The organism is Leclercia sp. AS011 (assembly GCF_037152535.1).
Classification (GTDB): Bacteria; Pseudomonadota; Gammaproteobacteria; order Enterobacterales; family Enterobacteriaceae; genus Enterobacter.
The window spans coordinates 1-17,524 of the sequence record NZ_JBBCMA010000003.1; the positions used below are offsets into that span (position 1 = coordinate 1).

Annotated in this window: 20 protein-coding genes and 1 tRNA gene; 7 read left to right on the forward strand and 14 right to left on the reverse strand. The window is 56.7% G+C overall.

From position 1 onward, the window contains the following. Positions 1 to 231: 231 nt before the first annotated feature. Positions 232 to 573, forward strand: coding sequence for a DUF1971 domain-containing protein (locus tag WFO70_RS14570; RefSeq protein ID WP_032614074.1), 342 nt, complete (start codon positions 232 to 234; stop codon positions 571 to 573). A 246-nt stretch (positions 574 to 819) separates the two neighbouring features. Here the strand turns inward: WFO70_RS14570 and WFO70_RS14575 are convergent. After that, positions 820 to 895 (reverse strand) — tRNA-Phe (locus tag WFO70_RS14575). Between the two features lie 95 nt (positions 896 to 990). Further along, complete coding sequence (locus WFO70_RS14580) at positions 991 to 1,701, reverse strand: DUF554 domain-containing protein (protein ID WP_337017000.1); 711 nt, start codon at positions 1,699 to 1,701, stop codon at positions 991 to 993. A 397-nt stretch (positions 1,702 to 2,098) separates the two neighbouring features. Between WFO70_RS14580 and WFO70_RS14585 the strand changes: the two genes are divergently transcribed. Then, positions 2,099 to 4,234 (forward strand): ornithine decarboxylase, encoded by a 2,136-nt coding sequence (locus tag WFO70_RS14585; protein WP_337017002.1) that lies wholly within the window; start codon positions 2,099 to 2,101, stop codon positions 4,232 to 4,234. 38 nt (positions 4,235 to 4,272) lie between these two features. On the opposite strand, the gene WFO70_RS14590 is transcribed toward WFO70_RS14585, so the two are convergent. The 4 genes from WFO70_RS14590 to mutY form a co-directional block, all read right to left on the reverse strand. Next, a complete protein-coding gene (locus tag WFO70_RS14590; protein WP_142487060.1) occupies positions 4,273 to 5,529 on the reverse strand; it encodes a nucleoside permease in 1,257 nt (418 codons plus the stop codon). A 238-nt stretch (positions 5,530 to 5,767) separates the two neighbouring features. Next, positions 5,768 to 6,847 carry a membrane-bound lytic murein transglycosylase MltC gene (gene mltC / locus WFO70_RS14595; RefSeq protein ID WP_337017005.1) on the reverse strand — a complete coding sequence of 360 codons (1,080 nt, stop codon included), beginning with the start codon at positions 6,845 to 6,847 and terminating at the stop codon, positions 5,768 to 5,770. Positions 6,848 to 6,909: 62 nt separating this feature from the next. After that, the gene (locus WFO70_RS14600) at positions 6,910 to 7,182 is read right to left on the reverse strand and encodes an oxidative damage protection protein (RefSeq protein ID WP_039029789.1); all 273 of its coding nucleotides are present in this window, start codon (positions 7,180 to 7,182) and stop codon (positions 6,910 to 6,912) included. A 25-nt stretch (positions 7,183 to 7,207) separates the two neighbouring features. Next, positions 7,208 to 8,260, reverse strand: a complete 1,053-nt coding sequence (gene mutY, locus WFO70_RS14605; protein WP_337017008.1) for an A/G-specific adenine glycosylase — start codon at positions 8,258 to 8,260, stop codon at positions 7,208 to 7,210. Between the two features lie 144 nt (positions 8,261 to 8,404). Between mutY and trmB the strand changes: the two genes are divergently transcribed. The 3 genes from trmB to WFO70_RS14620 are packed head-to-tail and all read left to right on the forward strand — an operon-like array spanning position 8,405 to position 10,222. Continuing rightward, positions 8,405 to 9,124 (forward strand): tRNA (guanosine(46)-N7)-methyltransferase TrmB, encoded by a 720-nt coding sequence (gene trmB, locus WFO70_RS14610; protein ID WP_337017010.1) that lies wholly within the window; start codon positions 8,405 to 8,407, stop codon positions 9,122 to 9,124. Next, on the forward strand, positions 9,124 to 9,450 hold the full coding sequence (locus tag WFO70_RS14615; RefSeq protein ID WP_142487055.1) for a YggL family protein: 327 nt from the start codon (positions 9,124 to 9,126) through the stop codon (positions 9,448 to 9,450). The genes trmB and WFO70_RS14615 overlap by 1 nt, the downstream gene beginning before the upstream one ends. A 52-nt stretch (positions 9,451 to 9,502) precedes the next feature. After that, positions 9,503 to 10,222, forward strand: coding sequence for a DUF2884 domain-containing protein (locus tag WFO70_RS14620; protein ID WP_337017013.1), 720 nt, complete (start codon positions 9,503 to 9,505; stop codon positions 10,220 to 10,222). 147 nt (positions 10,223 to 10,369) lie between these two features. On the opposite strand, the gene hemW is transcribed toward WFO70_RS14620, so the two are convergent. The 5 genes from hemW to WFO70_RS14645 are packed head-to-tail and all read right to left on the reverse strand — an operon-like array spanning position 10,370 to position 13,684. Then, the gene (gene hemW, locus WFO70_RS14625) at positions 10,370 to 11,512 is read right to left on the reverse strand and encodes a radical SAM family heme chaperone HemW (protein WP_337017015.1); all 1,143 of its coding nucleotides are present in this window, start codon (positions 11,510 to 11,512) and stop codon (positions 10,370 to 10,372) included. Next, positions 11,505 to 12,098: an XTP/dITP diphosphatase gene (locus WFO70_RS14630; RefSeq protein WP_337017017.1), complete on the reverse strand. Its 594-nt coding sequence runs from the start codon at positions 12,096 to 12,098 to the stop codon at positions 11,505 to 11,507. The genes hemW and WFO70_RS14630 overlap by 8 nt, the downstream gene beginning before the upstream one ends. Positions 12,099 to 12,101: 3 nt before the next feature. Next, on the reverse strand, positions 12,102 to 12,398 hold the full coding sequence (gene yggU / locus WFO70_RS14635) for a DUF167 family protein YggU (protein WP_337017019.1): 297 nt from the start codon (positions 12,396 to 12,398) through the stop codon (positions 12,102 to 12,104). Next, complete coding sequence (locus tag WFO70_RS14640; protein ID WP_032613937.1) at positions 12,395 to 12,961, reverse strand: YggT family protein; 567 nt, start codon at positions 12,959 to 12,961, stop codon at positions 12,395 to 12,397. Before WFO70_RS14640 ends, yggU begins: the two co-directional genes overlap by 4 nt. A 21-nt stretch (positions 12,962 to 12,982) precedes the next feature. After that, complete coding sequence (locus tag WFO70_RS14645) at positions 12,983 to 13,684, reverse strand: YggS family pyridoxal phosphate-dependent enzyme (protein ID WP_337017021.1); 702 nt, start codon at positions 13,682 to 13,684, stop codon at positions 12,983 to 12,985. Positions 13,685 to 13,701: 17 nt separating this feature from the next. Between WFO70_RS14645 and WFO70_RS14650 the strand changes: the two genes are divergently transcribed. Both WFO70_RS14650 and WFO70_RS14655 read left to right on the forward strand, forming a co-directional pair. Beyond that, positions 13,702 to 14,679, forward strand: coding sequence for a type IV pilus twitching motility protein PilT (locus WFO70_RS14650; protein ID WP_337017023.1), 978 nt, complete (start codon positions 13,702 to 13,704; stop codon positions 14,677 to 14,679). 99 nt (positions 14,680 to 14,778) lie between these two features. Then, on the forward strand, positions 14,779 to 15,468 hold the full coding sequence (locus WFO70_RS14655) for an IclR family transcriptional regulator (RefSeq protein ID WP_337017025.1): 690 nt from the start codon (positions 14,779 to 14,781) through the stop codon (positions 15,466 to 15,468). A 38-nt stretch (positions 15,469 to 15,506) separates the two neighbouring features. Here the strand turns inward: WFO70_RS14655 and ruvX are convergent, their stop codons facing one another. The 3 genes from ruvX to gshB all read right to left on the reverse strand — a co-directional run bounded on the left by ruvX (position 15,507) and on the right by gshB (position 17,522). Then, complete coding sequence (gene ruvX / locus WFO70_RS14660) at positions 15,507 to 15,923, reverse strand: Holliday junction resolvase RuvX (RefSeq protein ID WP_180209603.1); 417 nt, start codon at positions 15,921 to 15,923, stop codon at positions 15,507 to 15,509. Further along, positions 15,923 to 16,483, reverse strand: coding sequence for a YqgE/AlgH family protein (locus tag WFO70_RS14665; RefSeq protein ID WP_337017027.1), 561 nt, complete (start codon positions 16,481 to 16,483; stop codon positions 15,923 to 15,925). Before WFO70_RS14665 ends, ruvX begins: the two co-directional genes overlap by 1 nt. A gap of 91 nt (positions 16,484 to 16,574) precedes the next feature. Then, positions 16,575 to 17,522, reverse strand: coding sequence for a glutathione synthase (gene gshB / locus WFO70_RS14670; RefSeq protein WP_333853932.1), 948 nt, complete (start codon positions 17,520 to 17,522; stop codon positions 16,575 to 16,577). Positions 17,523 to 17,524 lie beyond the last annotated feature (2 nt).

Sequence of the window (17,524 nt, forward strand, 5' to 3'; positions counted from 1 at the left end):
GCCAATACGTTTAATATTCATGTGGACACCTCCCCCTGGGAACTGAAGTTAACACCTCAGTCTGGCACTCTGATGCCGTAAGGTGGGAGGTGTCCATCACATCGGCCTACAGGCCTGGATCCTTTCTGCAGTAGAATCAATTCCCTTGCAAATGATATTTATTATCAAGAATACTTTACAGGCAAACTATAAAGATGTATTTTAAATGCATCTTTAAAGCCGGAGGTATTTATGAGCCATCACAGAATTCCCAAAAACTGGACCATTAAACGTTCCACTCCCTTTTTTACTAAAGACAACGTCCCGGCAGCGCTTCTGAGCCATCACAACACCGCTGCCGGTATCTTTGGCCAGCTCTGTGTCATGGAAGGAACGGTGACATACTACGGTTTCGCCAATGAAGAGGCGACCGAGCCAGAAGTAAAAGTCGTGATTAACGCAGGTACTTTTGCGACCAGCCCACCGCAGTACTGGCACCGTATTGAGATGACTGATGATGCGCAGTTTAATATCAACTTCTGGGCCGAACCGGCATTTTCTGGGGACGAAGTTTATAGCGCTAAAAAAGCGTAATCTGACGAAAGCAGGAGCCCCTTTCAAGCGGCCGTAACGCGCGTGAGCGGTTAGAAGAGGCCTAGAGTGTAATGACGACGTGAAAGCCTGCCACAATGGCTGTATGCCGCGAATTATCCATCATTAGATCGGGTGTTCGGATACGAAGGTGGGTCAACGAGAGAAAGGGCAGGGTCAAATCCAGTTACAGGGATAGCCGTTGCTAGAAAAGCAAAAACCCAGCCATAGGCTGGGTTTTCTGAATAGTGGTGCCCGGACTCGGAATCGAACCAAGGACACGGGGATTTTCAATCCCCTGCTCTACCGACTGAGCTATCCGGGCAACGGGGCGAATTAAACCCGATCCGCCTCGTGCCGTCAACGGAATTTGTTGATTTCGCTACTGACCGCACACTCTGTCGCCAGTTTGATGCGATCTCAGGCAAAAAACGCGGTCCACAGGGCGGAAAGCGGCATGGCGATCACCAGCGCAGGCAGCATATTTACCAACGCAAACATCTTAATTCCGCAGATCCGCAGCCCGGTCGCCAGCAGCAGCAGGCCGCCGACGGCGGTGAAGTCTGCCATCATCGCTGGCGTGGTCAGCGGTAAGATTAATGTGGCGCAGGTGGCGAGGGCGAGCTGGATAAGCAGCATCGGCACGCAAATGGCGGCAACCGCAATACCCAGCGTGGTCGCAAAAATCGTCGCGGTGAAGAAATCGAGGAAGGCTTTAGCGATAAGGATACTGGGGTCACCGGTCATCCCCTCCTGCATCGAGCCGAAAATCCCCGTGCCGCTGGCGCAAAACAGAATGATGATGGCGACATAGTTCTGGATAAACGCGTCGTGACCACCGCCTTTCTGCTTACCGCGGGAGAGCAGATTTTTCGCTTTGCTGACGGCGCCATTTATCCCTTTCTCCAGATAACAAAACTCTCCGATCAGCGCCCCGACCAGCGTTGCCAGCACCATCACTGGCAGGTTGGCGCACTTGATGACCAGCAAAATACCGATTCCCAGCGAGGCCAGACCAAATATCGAGGGCATGGAAGAGCGAATACGCTCCGGTAATCGCTGGCTGAGCACGGCGCCAAGTACGCCACCCAGCAGCACGGCCCCTGCGTTAATGAACGGTCCAATTACCACTGTTAACTCCTGTTATTTACTCATTGATATTGCATTATTATTACTCTTTTCAGTGAGTAATCGCCAAATGTAATCCCGCTTTTTGCATAATGATTCCTTGTTGCGCCCCCTGGCGAAAGGTGACATTATTGCGCGAATTTTCTCCTCTCTGATACGAGGCCGCCCATGAACCGACTCTCTCTCGCTGCGCACATGGCTGGCCGTATCGACACATCTTATTCTACGCTCACCATGCGGTGAGGGTAACGCAGGCTCACTGCAGGACAACAGTAAAACCAGACGCGTTCTGCTTTTACTGATGTCTGGCGGTCGGAGCTGAACTCCGGTCAGACACATTCGTTGGGCAGGGGACTCCCTGTCCGGGGCTTTTTCTCGCCTTGCACGGGTATTTGCGCTTATGAAATCAATGAAAATTGCCGCCAGCCGCGAGCTGGCGTCCGCCTTGTCCACGCACCGGGAAGTGGTGACGCTGGATAACACAGATTTTACGGATGTGGCGGCAGTCGTCATTACCGTCGCTGACAGTCACAGCGGCATCCTCGCGTTACTGAAACGCACCGGCTTTAACCTGCCTGTATTGATGTTCTCGCCGCAGCCTGTGGAAACCCCTGCGGGTGTCGATGCGGTGATCGACGGCAAAGCCCAGGAGTGGTTAGAGCTGGAAGCCGCGGCCTGTCGCTATGAAGAGAACCTGCTGCCGCCTTTTTTCGACACGCTCAGCCAGTACGTGGCGATGGACAACAGCACCTTTGCCTGCCCGGGGCATCAGCACGGGGCATTCTTTAAGAAACACCCCGCAGGCCGCCAGTTCTTCGATTTCTTCGGCGAGAATGTCTTTCGCGCCGACATGTGCAACGCCGACGTGAAGCTGGGCGATCTGCTGATCCATGAAGGGTCCGCCAAACACGCGCAAAAGTTCGCCGCGAAGGTGTTTAACGCCGACAAGACCTATTTCGTCCTTAACGGTACCTCGGCTGCCAACAAGGTGGTGACCAATGCGCTGCTGACCCGCGGCGATCTGGTGCTGTTTGACCGCAACAATCACAAATCCAACCACCATGGCGCGCTGATCCAGGCCGGTGCCACGCCGGTGTACCTCGAAGCGGCGCGTAACCCCTTTGGCTTTATTGGTGGCATTGATGAGCGCTGCTTTGATGAGGCGTACCTGCGGGAGCTGATCCGCGAAGTGGCCCCGGAGAAAGCCGGTGAAGCGCGTCCGTTCCGCCTGGCGGTGATCCAGCTTGGTACCTATGACGGCACCATTTATAACGCCCGCCAGGTGATCGACAAGATCGGCCAGCTGTGCGACTACATCCTGTTTGACTCCGCCTGGGTGGGTTACGAGCAGTTTATCCCGATGATGGCGGACAGCTCGCCGCTGTTGCTGGAACTCAATGAGACGGATCCGGGGATCTTTGTCACCCAGTCGGTGCACAAACAGCAGGCCGGGTTCTCCCAGACCTCGCAGATCCACAAAAAGGATAACCATATCCGCGGTCAGGCGCGTTTCTGCCCGCATAAGCGTCTCAACAACGCCTTCATGCTGCACGCCTCCACCAGCCCGTTCTATCCGCTGTTTGCGGCTCTCGACGTTAACGCCAAGATCCACGAAGGGGAGAGCGGGCGTCGGCTGTGGGCCGAGTGCGTTGAGCTGGGTATCGAGGCGCGCAAGGCGATTATCGCCAACTGCAAGATGATTAAGCCCTTTATCCCGCCGGTGGTGGCCGGGCGTCCGTGGCAGGACCATCCTACCCACGCGATTGCCAGCGAGCTGCGCTTCTTCAGCTTTGAGCCGGGGGCGAAATGGCACGGCTTTGAGGGCTACGCCGAGGAGCAATACTTTGTCGACCCGTGCAAGCTGCTGCTAACCACGCCGGGTATCGATGCTGAGAGCGGGGAGTACACCGACTTTGGTATCCCGGCGACCATTCTGGCGCACTACCTGCGTGAGAAAGGCATCGTGCCGGAGAAGTGCGACCTCAACTCCATTCTCTTTCTGCTGACTCCGGCGGAGAGCGCCGAGAAGATGGCGCAACTGGTGGCGATGCTGGGCCAGTTTGAACAACATATCGAAGACGACACCCCGCTGGCGGATGTCCTGCCGACTATCTGGCAGAAATACCCGTTGCGCTATCGTGACTACACCCTGCGTCAGCTCTGTCAGGAGATGCACGATCTGTACGTCAGCTTTGACGTGAAGGATCTGCAGAAAGCGATGTTCCGCAAAGAGAGCCTGCCTACCGTGGCGATGAACCCGCAGGATGCTAACCAGGCCTTTATTCGCGGTAACGTCGAGCTGGTGCGCATTAGCGAAGCCGAAGGGCGTATCGCGGCGGAAGGGGCGCTGCCATACCCGCCAGGGGTGCTGTGCGTGGTGCCGGGCGAACTCTGGGGTGGGGCGGTGCAACGTTACTTCCTGGCGCTGGAAGAGGGCGTCAATTTACTGCCCGGTTTTTCACCGGAACTGCAGGGCGTTTACAGCGAGAAGGATGCGGACGGGATCAAGCGCTTGTACGGTTATGTACTGAAGTAAAAAAGTTCCCCCCTCGCAGGAGGGGGGAACTTAAGAGATTAATGCGCGACGGTCTGCGCACCTGTTGGCGTACGAACATGTTTGTACTTGAACAGTGCCATGAAGGCGAAGGCAAGTACCAGAGAGTAGCCTGCGAAGATCAGCCACACCGGCTGCCAGTCAGTAATACCGTTGGTGGTATACATCTCCACAACCTTACCGCTCACCACGCCGCCGAGAATACAGCCGAAGCCGTTGGTCATCATCAGGAACATGCCCTGGGCGCTGGCGCGGATTTCCGGACGAACCTCTTTTTCCACAAACACGGAGCCGGAGATGTTGAAGAAGTCGAAGGCGCAGCCGTAGACGATCATCGACAGTACCAGCAGCACGGTACCGAAGGCTGACGGGTCACCATAGGCAAACAGACCGAAGCGCAGCATCCACGCGAAGATACTGATCATCATTACGTTCTTAATGCCATAGCGGCTCAGGAAGAACGGGATGGTCAGGATGAACAGCGTTTCGGAGATCTGCGAAATCGACATCATCACCGACGCGTGCTCAACGATAAAGCTGCCGGAGAACAGCGGGTCGTTATCGAAGCTGTGCAGGAAGGTGTTGCCGAACATGTTGGTGATCTGCAGTTCCGCACCCAGCAGCATGGAGAAGATAAAGAAGATCGCCATGCGTTTGTTTTTAAACAGCGCGAAGGCATCCAGGCCGAGCATGGTGCTCCAGCTCTGGTTTTTCTGCTGGTTAGAGACCGGAATGTGCGGCAGGGTCAAGGTGAAGAGCGCCAGCACCACGGAGAGGACCGCACCGATATAGAGCTGCATGTGGCTCAGTTCGAAGCCTGCGAAGCTTACGCCCCACATCGCCATGATAAAGCCGATGGTGCCCCAGATACGGATCGGTGGGAAATCGGTCACGATGTCCATACCGGCGTCTTTCAGACGGTAGTAGGAGATGGTGTTAATCAGGCCCAGCGTTGGCATATAGGCCAGCGAGTTAAGCAGGATCACCATGAACATCGCCCCTGGCGTGGTGACCTCGGCCGCCATAAACAGCGTACCCGCCCCAACCAGATGGCAAAGCGCGTATACCCACTTGGCGCTTATCCACTTATCCGCCACGATCCCGAGCAGGGTCGGCATAAAGACGGCAGCGATACCCAAAGAGCTATAGACCGCGCCGATAGAGGCACCGTCGAATTTGAGCGTGACAAACATGTAGGAGCCGAGCGTGGTTAGCCAGCTCCCCCACAGACAGAACTGCAGAAACGACAATATTTTAAGCTGCAGCTTAAGGTTCATGTTACTTTCCTCACAAGAGAGCGGGCTGTATGTTGGTGTAGAAACATTTGGGTTTTGTATTTGATGCAATTCTATCAGCGAGTGGCGTGATGTTTTGTTACCTCCCGCAAAAAAATGCAATGAACATTAATTTGCAGTTTGGATTGTGATGCAAATAACACTTTCCTATGGATGAGGTATAGACAGCGGGAGTAAGTCTTTTACCCTCCCCCGGAAGGAGAGGGTAAAAGAGAGAAGGTTACTTTCTACGATAGTTCTTTTGCGCCGTATTGACCTTGTACAGGTAGCGGCGGGACTCTGCGGAAGGGTGACGGCTGGTCAGGGTCTGGTAAACATCCCCTGGAGACATGCTGTTGATGATATTTGCCGCCTGGACTTTGTCGCTGGAGAAGACTCGCAGCACGCTGCCCGCACCGCCGTTATAGGCGGTAATGACCGCATAGCGGCGTGAGGTCGGGTTATCAATGCCGCTCAGGTAGACGTTATTCAACATCGCCAGATAGGCGGTGCCGGTATCGATATTACTTGCAGGATCAAAAAGATAGCTGCGGTCCGGCATGCCCGATCTCCCCTGCGCGCGGAACACATCTTTCCCGGCGCTGTGCTGAACAACCTGCATCAGGCCCAGCGCGTCGGAACGGCTCACCGCGTACGGGTTGAACGAGGATTCAGTCTGCATAATCGCCAGGATCAGCGACTCATCGACACCGTACTTACGTGAGGCCTGGCGTACCATCCCCACATATTTGTGTGCACGTTTATCGAGGTGGTTTGGCACCAGGTTGATGGTCACGCTGTAGATAACGCGCAGGCCATTACTGCGGCTTTTCAGGCGCGTTTGCAGCAGGTAGTTGGCAAAGTTGTTGGCGCGACCTTCCCAGCGAATGGACTGGCCGGTCTGATCCACCACCTGGCCATACAGGAACGGCTCTTTCGAGATGGTGATGTCGTCGGCGTCGGAATAGAGGTCAATAGAGCCCGGATCGTCCCCCATCAGCAAGGTTTTCACGATCGCCTCACGTAACCGTGCCGCAGGATCGGTCCCGGCGATGGTCTCGACGGTGATGGTACCCTCGTCAAAGTTGATGTGGCTGCGGGTCTGGTAAGCGTCGGTGTACTTAACGTAGTCTTTCGGTCCGGCGATCAGAACTTCGCTAAATCCCCATATGTTTTCGATGTTATGGGCAAACTGCCCCATCAGAATGTCAAAACCGTTGGTGTCCTTCACCCAGGCTTCGTTATAGCTATCGCCTTTATTTTTGGAGGAACACGAAACAAGTAACGGTGCAACAAGAGCAAGCGCTAAAAATTTTTTCATCATTCCGGGAGTGCGTGTTGTGTTGGTTCCGGGGCGGATGTCAGGCACCCGCCCGCTGGGTATTATTTTTCTGGCGGCGTATAACCTTCGATGTGCACCTCTTTCCCTTCAAACAGGAAATTCACCATCTCCTCTTCGAGCTGTTTACGGTGTTCAACGTTCATCATGTTGAGCTTGCGCTCGTTAATCAGCATGGTTTGCTTATGCTGCCACTGCGCCCACGCCTCTTTTGAGATCTCGTTATAGATGCGCTTACCCAGATCGCCCGGATAGAGTTGGAAATCCTGGCCTTCTGCTTCGCGTTGCAGGAAGGTGCAAAAAATTGTTCTGGCCATACTGAATCCTCTTTGTCGCCCGGAGCTAAACCGTTGCCCCGACACGTAATTGCTGTAACAGGCGCTCCACGGGAGCTGCCAGCCCCACTGACGGCGGTTGCGCTAAGTTATACCAGAGAGCGTTGCCTTCATCCATGCACGCGGTGAATGAGGACACAGGAAGCCACATTGGAACAATATCCAGATGGAAGTGGCTGAAGGTGTGGCGAAACGCGTTGAGCTGCACAAGAGTATCGGCAGGGATGCCGCGTTGCGCCAGCCAGTCGCGAAGACTGTCCTCATCCTCAAACTGCGGGAAGCAGAATAAGCCGCCCCACAAACCGCTTGGCGGGCGCTGGGCGAGATAGACAGTCTCCTGATGCTGCATCAGCAGAAAATAGCCGGTGCGCTCGGGCAGCGTCTGCTTCGGCTTTTTACCGGGATACTGCGCCCAGCTGTGGTTGGCATAGGCCACACACAGATTATTCAGCGGGCAGAGCTCGCATTTTGGCTTCGAGCGGGTGCAGACCATCGCCCCCAGATCCATCATCGCCTGGTTAAAGCGTTCAACGCCGTGGGCGGGCGTCACTGCTTCGCTGATCTCCCACAGGCGTTTCTCCACCTCTTTCTTGCCCGGCCAGCCGCCAACGGCGTAGCAGCGGGCCAGCACGCGCTTCACGTTGCCGTCGAGAATAGGGAAATGTTTACCCAATGAGAGGGAGAGGATCGCGCCAGCGGTGGAGCGCCCGACGCCCGGCAGGGCGGCCACTTCATCGAAGGTTTCCGGGAATTGCCCCCCGTGCAGTGACACCACCTGCTGAGCGGCTTTGTGCAGATTGCGGGCGCGAGCGTAATAGCCGAGCCCGGTCCACAGATGCAGCACCTCATCGAGCGGGGCGTTTGCCAGGTCGGTCACCGTGGGAAAACGCGCCATAAAGCGCTCAAAGTAGGGGATAACAGTAGCGACCTGCGTTTGTTGCAACATCACCTCAGAGAGCCATACTTTGTAGGGTGTTTTTTCAGTTTGCCAGGGCAGGGTTTTACGCCCGTATTTGTCGTACCAGTCCAGCACCTGGGCTGAAAATTGAGAGGCTTGCATGGTCTTCGCTTCGCGATATCAGGGACGCAGATTGCAGCACAGAGGCATGCGGCTGTAAACCGGATCTTTCCCATGCTTGCATCCCATCATTAACTTTGGATAATGCCCGTTTCCCGAACATTCTCACAAGCAGACTACTCTTTTATGAAAAACGACGTCATATCACCGGAATTTGATGAAAACGGCCGCCCGCTGCGCCGTATTCGCAGCTTTGTCCGCCGTCAGGGGCGCCTGACGAAGGGACAGCAACATGCGCTGGATAACTACTGGCCGGTGATGGGCGTGGAGTTCACCGAACAGCCGCTCGACTTCGTGGCGCTGTTTGGCCGTGATGCGCCGATTACGCTGGAGATCGGTTTTGGCATGGGCGCTTCGCTGGTGGCCATGGCGAAAGCGCGTCCGGAGCAGAACTTCCTCGGCATTGAGGTTCACTCACCGGGCGTGGGTGCTTGCCTGGCGACGGCCCATGAAGAGGGCGTTGAGAACCTGCGGGTGATGTGTCATGACGCGGTGGAAGTGCTGCACAAGATGATCCCTGACAATTCTCTGCACATGGTTCAGCTCTTTTTCCCTGACCCATGGCACAAAGCGCGTCATAATAAACGCCGTATCGTTCAGGCACCTTTTGCTGAGCTGGTAAAAAGTAAACTGAAGCTGGGTGGCGTTTTCCACATGGCCACCGACTGGGAACAGTATGCGGAGCATATGCTGGAAGTGATGTCAGGTCTCGACGGGTATAAAAACCAGTCGGCGAGCAATGATTACGTGCCGCGTCCTGACTCACGTCCGGTAACGAAATTTGAACAGCGTGGCCATCGTCTTGGTCACGGCGTATGGGACTTAATGTTCGAGAGGGTAAAATAATGGCAAAGAACCGTAGCCGTCGTCTGCGTAAGAAAATGCACATCGAAGAATTCCAGGAGATCGGTTTTTCGGTGGCATGGCGTTTCCCGGAAGGCACCAGTGTAGAAAAAATTGATGAAGACGTGGATGCGTTCATCAATGAAGTCATCGAGCCGAACAAGCTGGCGTTTGACGGTAGCGGCTACCTGGCGTGGGAAGGTTTGATCTGCAAACAGGAGATCGGCCAGTGCACCGAAGAGCATCAGGCTATCGTGCGTAAGTGGCTGGAAGACCACAAATTCGAAGATGTGCGCATCAGCGAACTTTTCGATATTTGGTGGGACTAATAGAGCATCAGGGGCCAGCAATTGCTGGCCCGTTTTGTATGAGGGAGAATATATGATGCGCAAAACGCTGCTCGCTGCGGCTTTAATGGCTACGGCTCTGACCGCTCACGCAGAATACAAATGCGAAGTCACGCCGCGTGACGACGTGATCCTGAGCCCGCAAACCGTGCAGGTAAAAGGTGAGAACGGCAATCTGGTGATCACCCCGGATGGCAACGTCATGTTTAACGGCAAGCAGTACTCGCTCAGCGCTGCCCAACGTGAACAGGCTAAGGACTATCAGGCCGATCTGCGCAGCGCGCTGCCGTGGATCGATGAAGGCGCTCAGACCCGGGTGGAGAAAGGCCGTGTTGCGCTGGATAAGATCATCGCCAAAGAGGTGGGGGAGAGCAGCAATATGCGCTCGCGCCTGACCAAACTGGATGCGCAGCTAAAAGAGCAGATGAACCGCATTATCGAACATCGCACCGATGGCCTGACGTTCCACTATCAGGCGATCGATCAGGTGCGCGCCGATGGCCAGCAGCTGGTGAATCAGGCGATGGGCGGCATTTTGCAGGACAGCATCAACGAAATGGGCGCCAAAGCGGTGCTGAAAGGCGGCGGCAACCCGCTGCAGGGCGTGCTGGGTAGCCTGGGTGGCCTGCAAACCTCGATTCAGAACGAGTGGAAGAACCAGGAAGCGGATTTCCAGAAATTCGGTAAAGACGTGTGCAAGCGCGTGGTATCGCTGGAAGAGAGCCGCAAAGCGCTGGTGGGATCGCTGAAGTAGGTTAGTGCGGTCTGTGCCCCTCACCCCGGCCCTCTCCCCAGGGGAGAGGGAGTTAATGTTCCCTCTCCCTTTCAGGATTTCCATCCCTCGACTCTGCCAGCTTTTCCTTCAGCCAGCAGAACGGGATGCAAAATCCTGAATCCAGCTTCAGGACTCTTCGGCGAGGAACAGCTCAAGAAGGGAGTTTAAGAACAGTTTGCCATGCTCGGTGATCTGCCAGAACGTCTCGCATTCGGTCAGATAGCCCTGCGCCAGCGCCTCGTCAATCTGCGGGCGAATCACTGACTCCGGTAACCCGGTATACAGCGCAAACTCCGCGCGCGGTGCGGCTTCCAGCAGGCGGAAGCGGTTCATAAAGAACTCAAACGGCTTATCTTCGGCTTCGACGTCATGGCTGCGCTCCAGATAGCGTCCTTCCATATAGCCGCGCGGATGGCGCGTTTTAGCGGTACGCAGAATGCGCCCGTCCGGGAAGGTCACTTTGCCATGGGCACCGCAGCCAATCCCCAGATAGTCACCAAAACGCCAGTAGTTCAGGTTGTGCTGGCACTGGTAGCCCGGCTTCGCGTAGGCCGAGGTTTCATACTGCTGATACCCGGCGGCAGTCAGCAGCTGATGGCCCTGCTCGAAAATATCCCACAGCGCGTCGTCGTCAGGCAGCACCGGCGGGCGCGAACCAAACAGCGTGTTCGGCTCAATGGTCAGCTGATACCAGGAGAGATGCGGCGGGTTCAGTTCAATGGCCTGGCGCAGATCGTCCAGCGCTTCGTCCAGGGACTGATCCGGCAACCCGTGCATCAGGTCGAGGTTAAAGCTGCGCAGACCCAGCCCTGTCGCCAGGTGTGCAGCGCGCTTTGCTTCACCCGGGCCATGAATTCGCCCCAGACGCTTTAACTTCGGCTCGCTGAAGCTCTGTACCCCAATGGAGATGCGGTTCACTCCGGCACGCTGATACTCGACAAAACGGTCGGCCTCAACCGTACCGGGATTGGCCTCCATGGTAATTTCTGCATCCGCTGCCAGATTGAGGCGCGCACGCACGCCATCCAGCAGCGTCTGCATCGCCGGGCCTGAGAGCAGGCTCGGCGTACCGCCACCGATAAAAATGGTCTTAACTTCACGTCCCTGCGCGTAATCGACGTCGGCGTCCAGATCGGTAAGCAGATGCTGAACGTAATCGTCATGAGGCACTTCGCCTTTCAGCGCATGCGAGTTGAAATCGCAGTACGGGCATTTCTGCACGCACCACGGGATGTGAATATAAAGGCTCAGAGGTGGCAAATTAGCCATTACGTAACGCTTCCAGTAACAGTTTCAGTGCGCGCCCACGGTGGGAAATCGCGCTTTTCTCTTCGCGGGTCAGCTCCGCGGCGGTTTTGCCCTCGGTCGGGACAAAGAAAATCGGATCGTAGCCAAAGCCGCCGCTACCGGCTGATTCGCGGGCGATGACGCCCGGCCAGCTGCCGTGGCAGACAATCGGCGTGGGATCTTCGGCATGGCGCATATAGACCAGCACGCAGTGGAACTGCGCCTGGCGCTGCTCATCCGGTACATCCTTGAGCGCGTCCAGCAGCTTTTCGAGGTTCTGCTGGTCGCTGGCATCAACGCCGGAATAGCGGGCGGAGTAGATCCCCGGCGCGCCGCCCAGCACGTCCACCGTCAGACCGGAGTCGTCGGCAATCGCCGGCAGACCGGTGATCTGCGCGGCATGACGCGCCTTCAGAATGGCATTTTCGATAAAGGTCAGGCCGGTCTCTTCGGCAGAGTCCACGCCCAGCTCGGTCTGTGCGACCACCTCCAGACCGAAATCATTTAACAGCGAGGCCAGCTCGCGCACTTTACCGGCATTACCGGTAGCGAGAACAACTTTTTGCATGTGCTAATCCTGTTGTATCAGTGCCGCGACGTCCGTCGGGATTTGTTGCGGATTAAGAATTTTGACCTGCTTGTGACGGCCCAGTTCACCCTTCTCGATCAGCACCTGGCTCTTCGCGACGCGAAACTGTTTTGCCAGAAACTTCACCAGATGGGCATTGGCCTGGCCATCTACAGGAGGGGCGGTGATGGCGACTTTTACTTCGTCGCCATGCAGCCCAATAATGGTGTCGCGGCTGGCTTTCGGCTGAATATACAGCCGTAAAACCAGCCCGTCGGCGCAGGTGCTGACAGCACTCATAACGCCATCCACAGCCCCGGCAGCAGGATGTTGCCCGTGGACTGCAGCAGTTCAGCAATACCCATGTTGATCACGTACAGCAGCAGCACGAGGATCATCGGGGAGAAGTCGATCCCGCCCATGGCTGGCAGCAGATTACGAATCGGACGCAGCAGCGGGTCGGCAAGCTGAATCAGGGAATATTCCACCGGGCTACGACCCTGGCTCACCCAGCTCATGATCGCCATCAGCAGCAGCACCCAGAAGATCAGCAGGCCGATCGTTTTAATCAGGATCAACACCGCCGCGATCCAGATGATCGGCTGGAAGGTGATGACCATAAACAGCACGATCGCTTTCACCACGCACAGGATCAGCGCCACCAGCAGCGAGGCGCTGTCAATCGGGCCCATCGGCGGGATCACCCGGCGCAGCGGCCCGATGATAGGCTGGGTCACTTTGACGACAAACTGTGAGAAGGGGTTATAAAAATCACAACGGGCCCACTGCATCCAGACGCGTAACAAAAGCACCATCGTATACAGTTCAATGACCGTTGAGAGCAGGAAGGTCAACGTCTTCATGGCGTTCCTCAGGTTTCCTTATTATTGGGTGTAATCGCGCGCACCGAAAATTGCTGTGCCGATGCGCACCATGGTGCTGCCAGCCGCAATCGCGGCAGCCATATCGTCCGTCATGCCCAGTGAAAGCGTGTCGACCGTTGGGAAGCGTGTTTTAAGCGCCTCAAATGCTACAGCCATTTGCCGTGCGACGGCAAACTGCCTGTCGTAATCTGCCTCCGGGGCCGGGATCGCCATTAACCCGCGAAGCCTGAGGCCAGGCAGTACCGCCACCTGATCTGCCAGGTGATCCAGTTCCTCCAGAGCAATACCTGACTTGCTGTTTTCGTCGCTGATATTGATTTGAATCAGCACGTTAAGCGGCGGCATCTCTGCCGGGCGTTGCTCGCTCAGACGCGTCGCGATGCGCAGCCGGTCGACGGTATGACACCAGTCGAAATGCTCCGCCACCAGCCGGCTTTTGTTCGACTGTAATGGCCCGATAAAGTGCCACTGCAGATCCGCGGTGCCTTTTTCCCGGAAATGGCGGATTTTTTCCACCCCTTCCTGCACGTAGTTTTCACCGAACATGCGCTGGCCTGCGGCAATCGCTTCTGCGATGGCGCTCGCAGGCTTGGTTTTACTGACTGCAAGCAACGAAACTTCTTCTGAAGCACGGCCGCAACCTGTTGCCGCGGCTGAGATTTTGTCCCTGACCTGTGCCAGGTTATGCGCAATGTCGTTCATTTTCCGAGGATCATTAAATGGATATGGAAGAAATTGTGGCCCTTAGTGTAAAGCATAACGTGTCGGATCTACACCTGTGCAGTAACGCACCACCGCGCTGGCGACGGCGAGGGAAAATGGAATTCGCCCCTTTCCCCGGGCCGGATGTGGTGATGCTGCTTAAAAGCTGGCTCAGCGACGAGCAGCAGGGGGCATGGTGCGCCCAGGGGCAGGTCGATTTTGCTGTCGCCCTTGAGCACCACCGACTGCGGGCCAGCGCCTTCGCCCATACCCAGGGGTGCTCGCTGGCGCTGCGGCTGCTGCCGGAACGGTGCCCGCAGCTGCGCACGCTGGGCACGCCGCGGGCAATCCCCGAGCTGCTGACCAGCGATAACGGCCTGATTCTGGTGACCGGGGCCACCGGCAGCGGCAAGTCCACCACGCTTGCGGCGATGGTCGACTTTCTCAATCACCACAGCGACGGGCATATCCTGACTCTGGAGGATCCGGTGGAGTTCATCCATCAGAGTAAGCGTTGTCTGGTGCAGCAGCGGGAGATCGGCCTGCACTGTCCCTCTTTTGCCGATGCGCTGCGGGCGGCGTTGCGTGAAGATCCGGATGTGATCCTGTTAGGCGAACTGCGCGACAGCGAAACGATCCGCCTTGCACTCACCGCCGCAGAGACCGGACATCTGGTGCTGGCGACCCTGCATACCCGGGGGGCCGCTCAGGCGATAGAGCGGCTGGTGGATGCTTTCCCCGCCGAGGAGAAAGAGCCGGTACGCAAGCAGCTGGCCGGTAGCCTGCGCGCGGTGCTGGCGCAAAAGCTCGAAAGGGATAACCAGCAGGGGCGCGTCGCACTGTTTGAGCTGCTGGTGAATACCCCTGCGGCGGCCAATTTGATCCGTGAAGGCAAAACTTATCAACTGCCCGGGGTGATCCAGACCGGGCTGCAGGCAGGAATGCTAAACTTCGATCAGAGCCGGGCCGAGCGCAGGGCACAGGGACGGCTTTGAAGCGCGGGCAGTTTCCGGCAGAGAATGGTTTTCACGGCCTTGTATCCTTTTACACGGGCGGTAAAATCGAGCCTCTGATTGCACACCTTGAAAGTGGCTATGTCATCACAACCGAACCAAAGTCTTATCGACGGCATTCGCTGTCTGCAATATCTGGTTTCCAGCGGCCGCGCTATCGGCTGCCGGGAACTTGCGCGGCTGATGGGGATTAACACCACCCGTGTTAACCGTTTGCTGATGACCATGGCCTCCATTGGCCTGACCATGCAGGACGATCACCGGCGCTACCTGCCGGGCCCCGGTATTCACGCGCTGGCGGCCCAGTCAATCCGTGGCTCCGAGCTGTTCTCCCGGGCCTTGCCGCGTCTGGAGCGCGATGCGCCACGCGATATCGTGGTGGCGCTGGGCGTGCTGTGGGAGGATCAGGTGATCTATATCTGGCACGCCGTACCCGGAAGCCAGGCCAGCCAGGCGCTGGCCGGTTTCCATATGCTGCCTGCCTGGCAATCGGTGATTGGCATGTCGCTGCTGGCGAGTGAGACGGACGAGGCGCTAATGCCACGCTTTACGCCCGAGCAGTGGCAAAACCTCGCCCCGCACGTGGCGCAGCAGCGTCAGCAGGGGCATGTGGTCTGGCATCATGATGACGGCGAAGTGTCGATGGCGATCCCCGTGGGCGTGCATCATGCCGCGCTGGCCTTTGCCGGGATGTGGAATGTTGACGATGAGCACGTCCGCACGCGTCTGGCTGAACTGACGGCGCTTAACGCCACGCTGCTGGAAGAGTAAGGGGGTTTTGCCCGGGCAGCCGGGCAATGGGAAGGGGATCAGTAACCCTGCTCGAAGAAACTTTCGAGGATAATCACCGCCGAGGCGGAATCAACGCTGCCTTTGTTGAGCGCGCGAAAACCGCCGTGCTCAAACAGACCGGCCCGGGCTTCTACCGTGCTCAGTCGTTCATCGTGCAGCTTGATCGCCACGCCAAAACGGCCATGAATTTTATTAGCAAAATTGCGCGCGCGGGCCGTGAGTGGCTGTTCGGTGCCATCCATATTCAGCGGCAGGCCGACAATGACTTCATCCGGCTGCCACTCTTTCAGCAACCGTTCAATCAGGTTCCAGTCCGGAGTGCCGTTTTGCGCTTTCAGCGCCGTCAGCGGGCGGGCGGTGCCGGTGATGCGCTGGCCGATCGCCACGCCGATACTTTTGGTGCCGAAATCAAATGCGAGAAGCGTGCCGCTCATCAGGCATGCCCCGCTACGCCAGGCATAGTGTGGATATCAATGCCAATCAGCTTTGCCGCATCACGCCAGCGATCGGCGATAGGGGTTTTAAACAGGATGTTTAAATCTGCCGGGGCCGTCAGCCAGGCGTTATCCAGAATCTCCTGCTCAAGCTGACCTTTTTCCCACGAGGAATAGCCCAGCGCCACCAGCACATCGGCAGGCTGATTTTCTGTGCCCAGCGTTTCCAGCACGTCGCGGGAAGTGGTGATCACGGTGTTGTCAGAGATACGGATACTGGAGGAAAAACCTGGCGGCGTATGGAGAATAAACCCGCGATCTTCCGCCAGCGGGCCACCCAGCATCACCGGTCTGTCGAGACGAATTTCAGGAACACGTTCGTCCTGGGAAATTTTTAATTTTTCCAGAATGCCTTCAACGGACAGATTTTCCAGCGGTTTATTGATGATGATACCCATCGCGCCATCCTCGCTGTACTCGCAGATGTAAACGACCGCACGACGGAAAATTGGATCCTGGAGAGCAGGCATGGCAATCAGAAAGTGATGCTGTAAATTCATTGTCAGAGGTTCTGTTTCCTGGTTTAAAAAGCGACAGCACCCAGTATGCGTACAAACCTGAATGCTGTCACTAACAGTATTGGCTGGGATATTACTGCTTCAGACGTTTTTCGATCGCATCCATCAGCATGCCGGTAATGGAGACCGGGAACGCGGCTTCGATTTCACGAATGCAGGTCGGGCTGGTGACGTTCACTTCCGTCAGGCGATCGCCGATGATGTCGAGGCCAACGAAGATCAGCCCTTTGGCTTTTAACATCGGGCCGACGCGGCGGGCAATTTCCCAGTCGCTTTCGGTGAGCGGACGCGGTTCGCCACGACCACCGGCCGCCAGGTTACCACGGGTTTCGCCGCCCTGCGGAATACGCGCCAGACAGTACGGCACCGGCTCACCATCCACCACCAGCACGCGCTTGTCGCCGTCGACAATGGCCGGGATATAGTTCTGCGCCATGCAGTAGCGGGAGCCATGCTCGGTCAGGGTTTCGGCGATCACGCCGAGGTTAGGATCGCCCTCTTTCACGCGGAAGATAGACGCGCCGCCCATGCCGTCCAGCGGCTTCAGGATGATATCGCCGTGTTTCTGCCAGAAGGCTTTCAGCTGCGCTTTGCTGCGGGTCACCAGCGTCTCTGGCGTCAGGTCGGAGAACCAGGCGGTGTAGAGCTTCTCGTTGCAGTCGCGCAGGCTCTGCGGTTTGTTGACGATCAGCGTCCCTTTCTCTTCTGCGCGCTCAAGGATATAGGTGCAGTAGATGTATTCGGTGTCGAACGGCGGGTCTTTACGCATCAGGATGACGTCGAGTTCGGCCAGGGGCAGATCCTGCTCGGAACCGAATTCGTACCATTTATCGTAATTCTGCTCGACGTTGACGATGCGGGTGCGCGCACGGGCCTCGCCGTTAATCAGATACAGGTCGCTCATCTCCATATAGTGGAGCTGATAGCCGCGACGTTGCGCTTCCAGCAGCATAGCGAAGCTGGAATCTTTCTTGATATTGATGCTTGTGATGGGATCCATCACGATGCCGAGCTTAATCATTG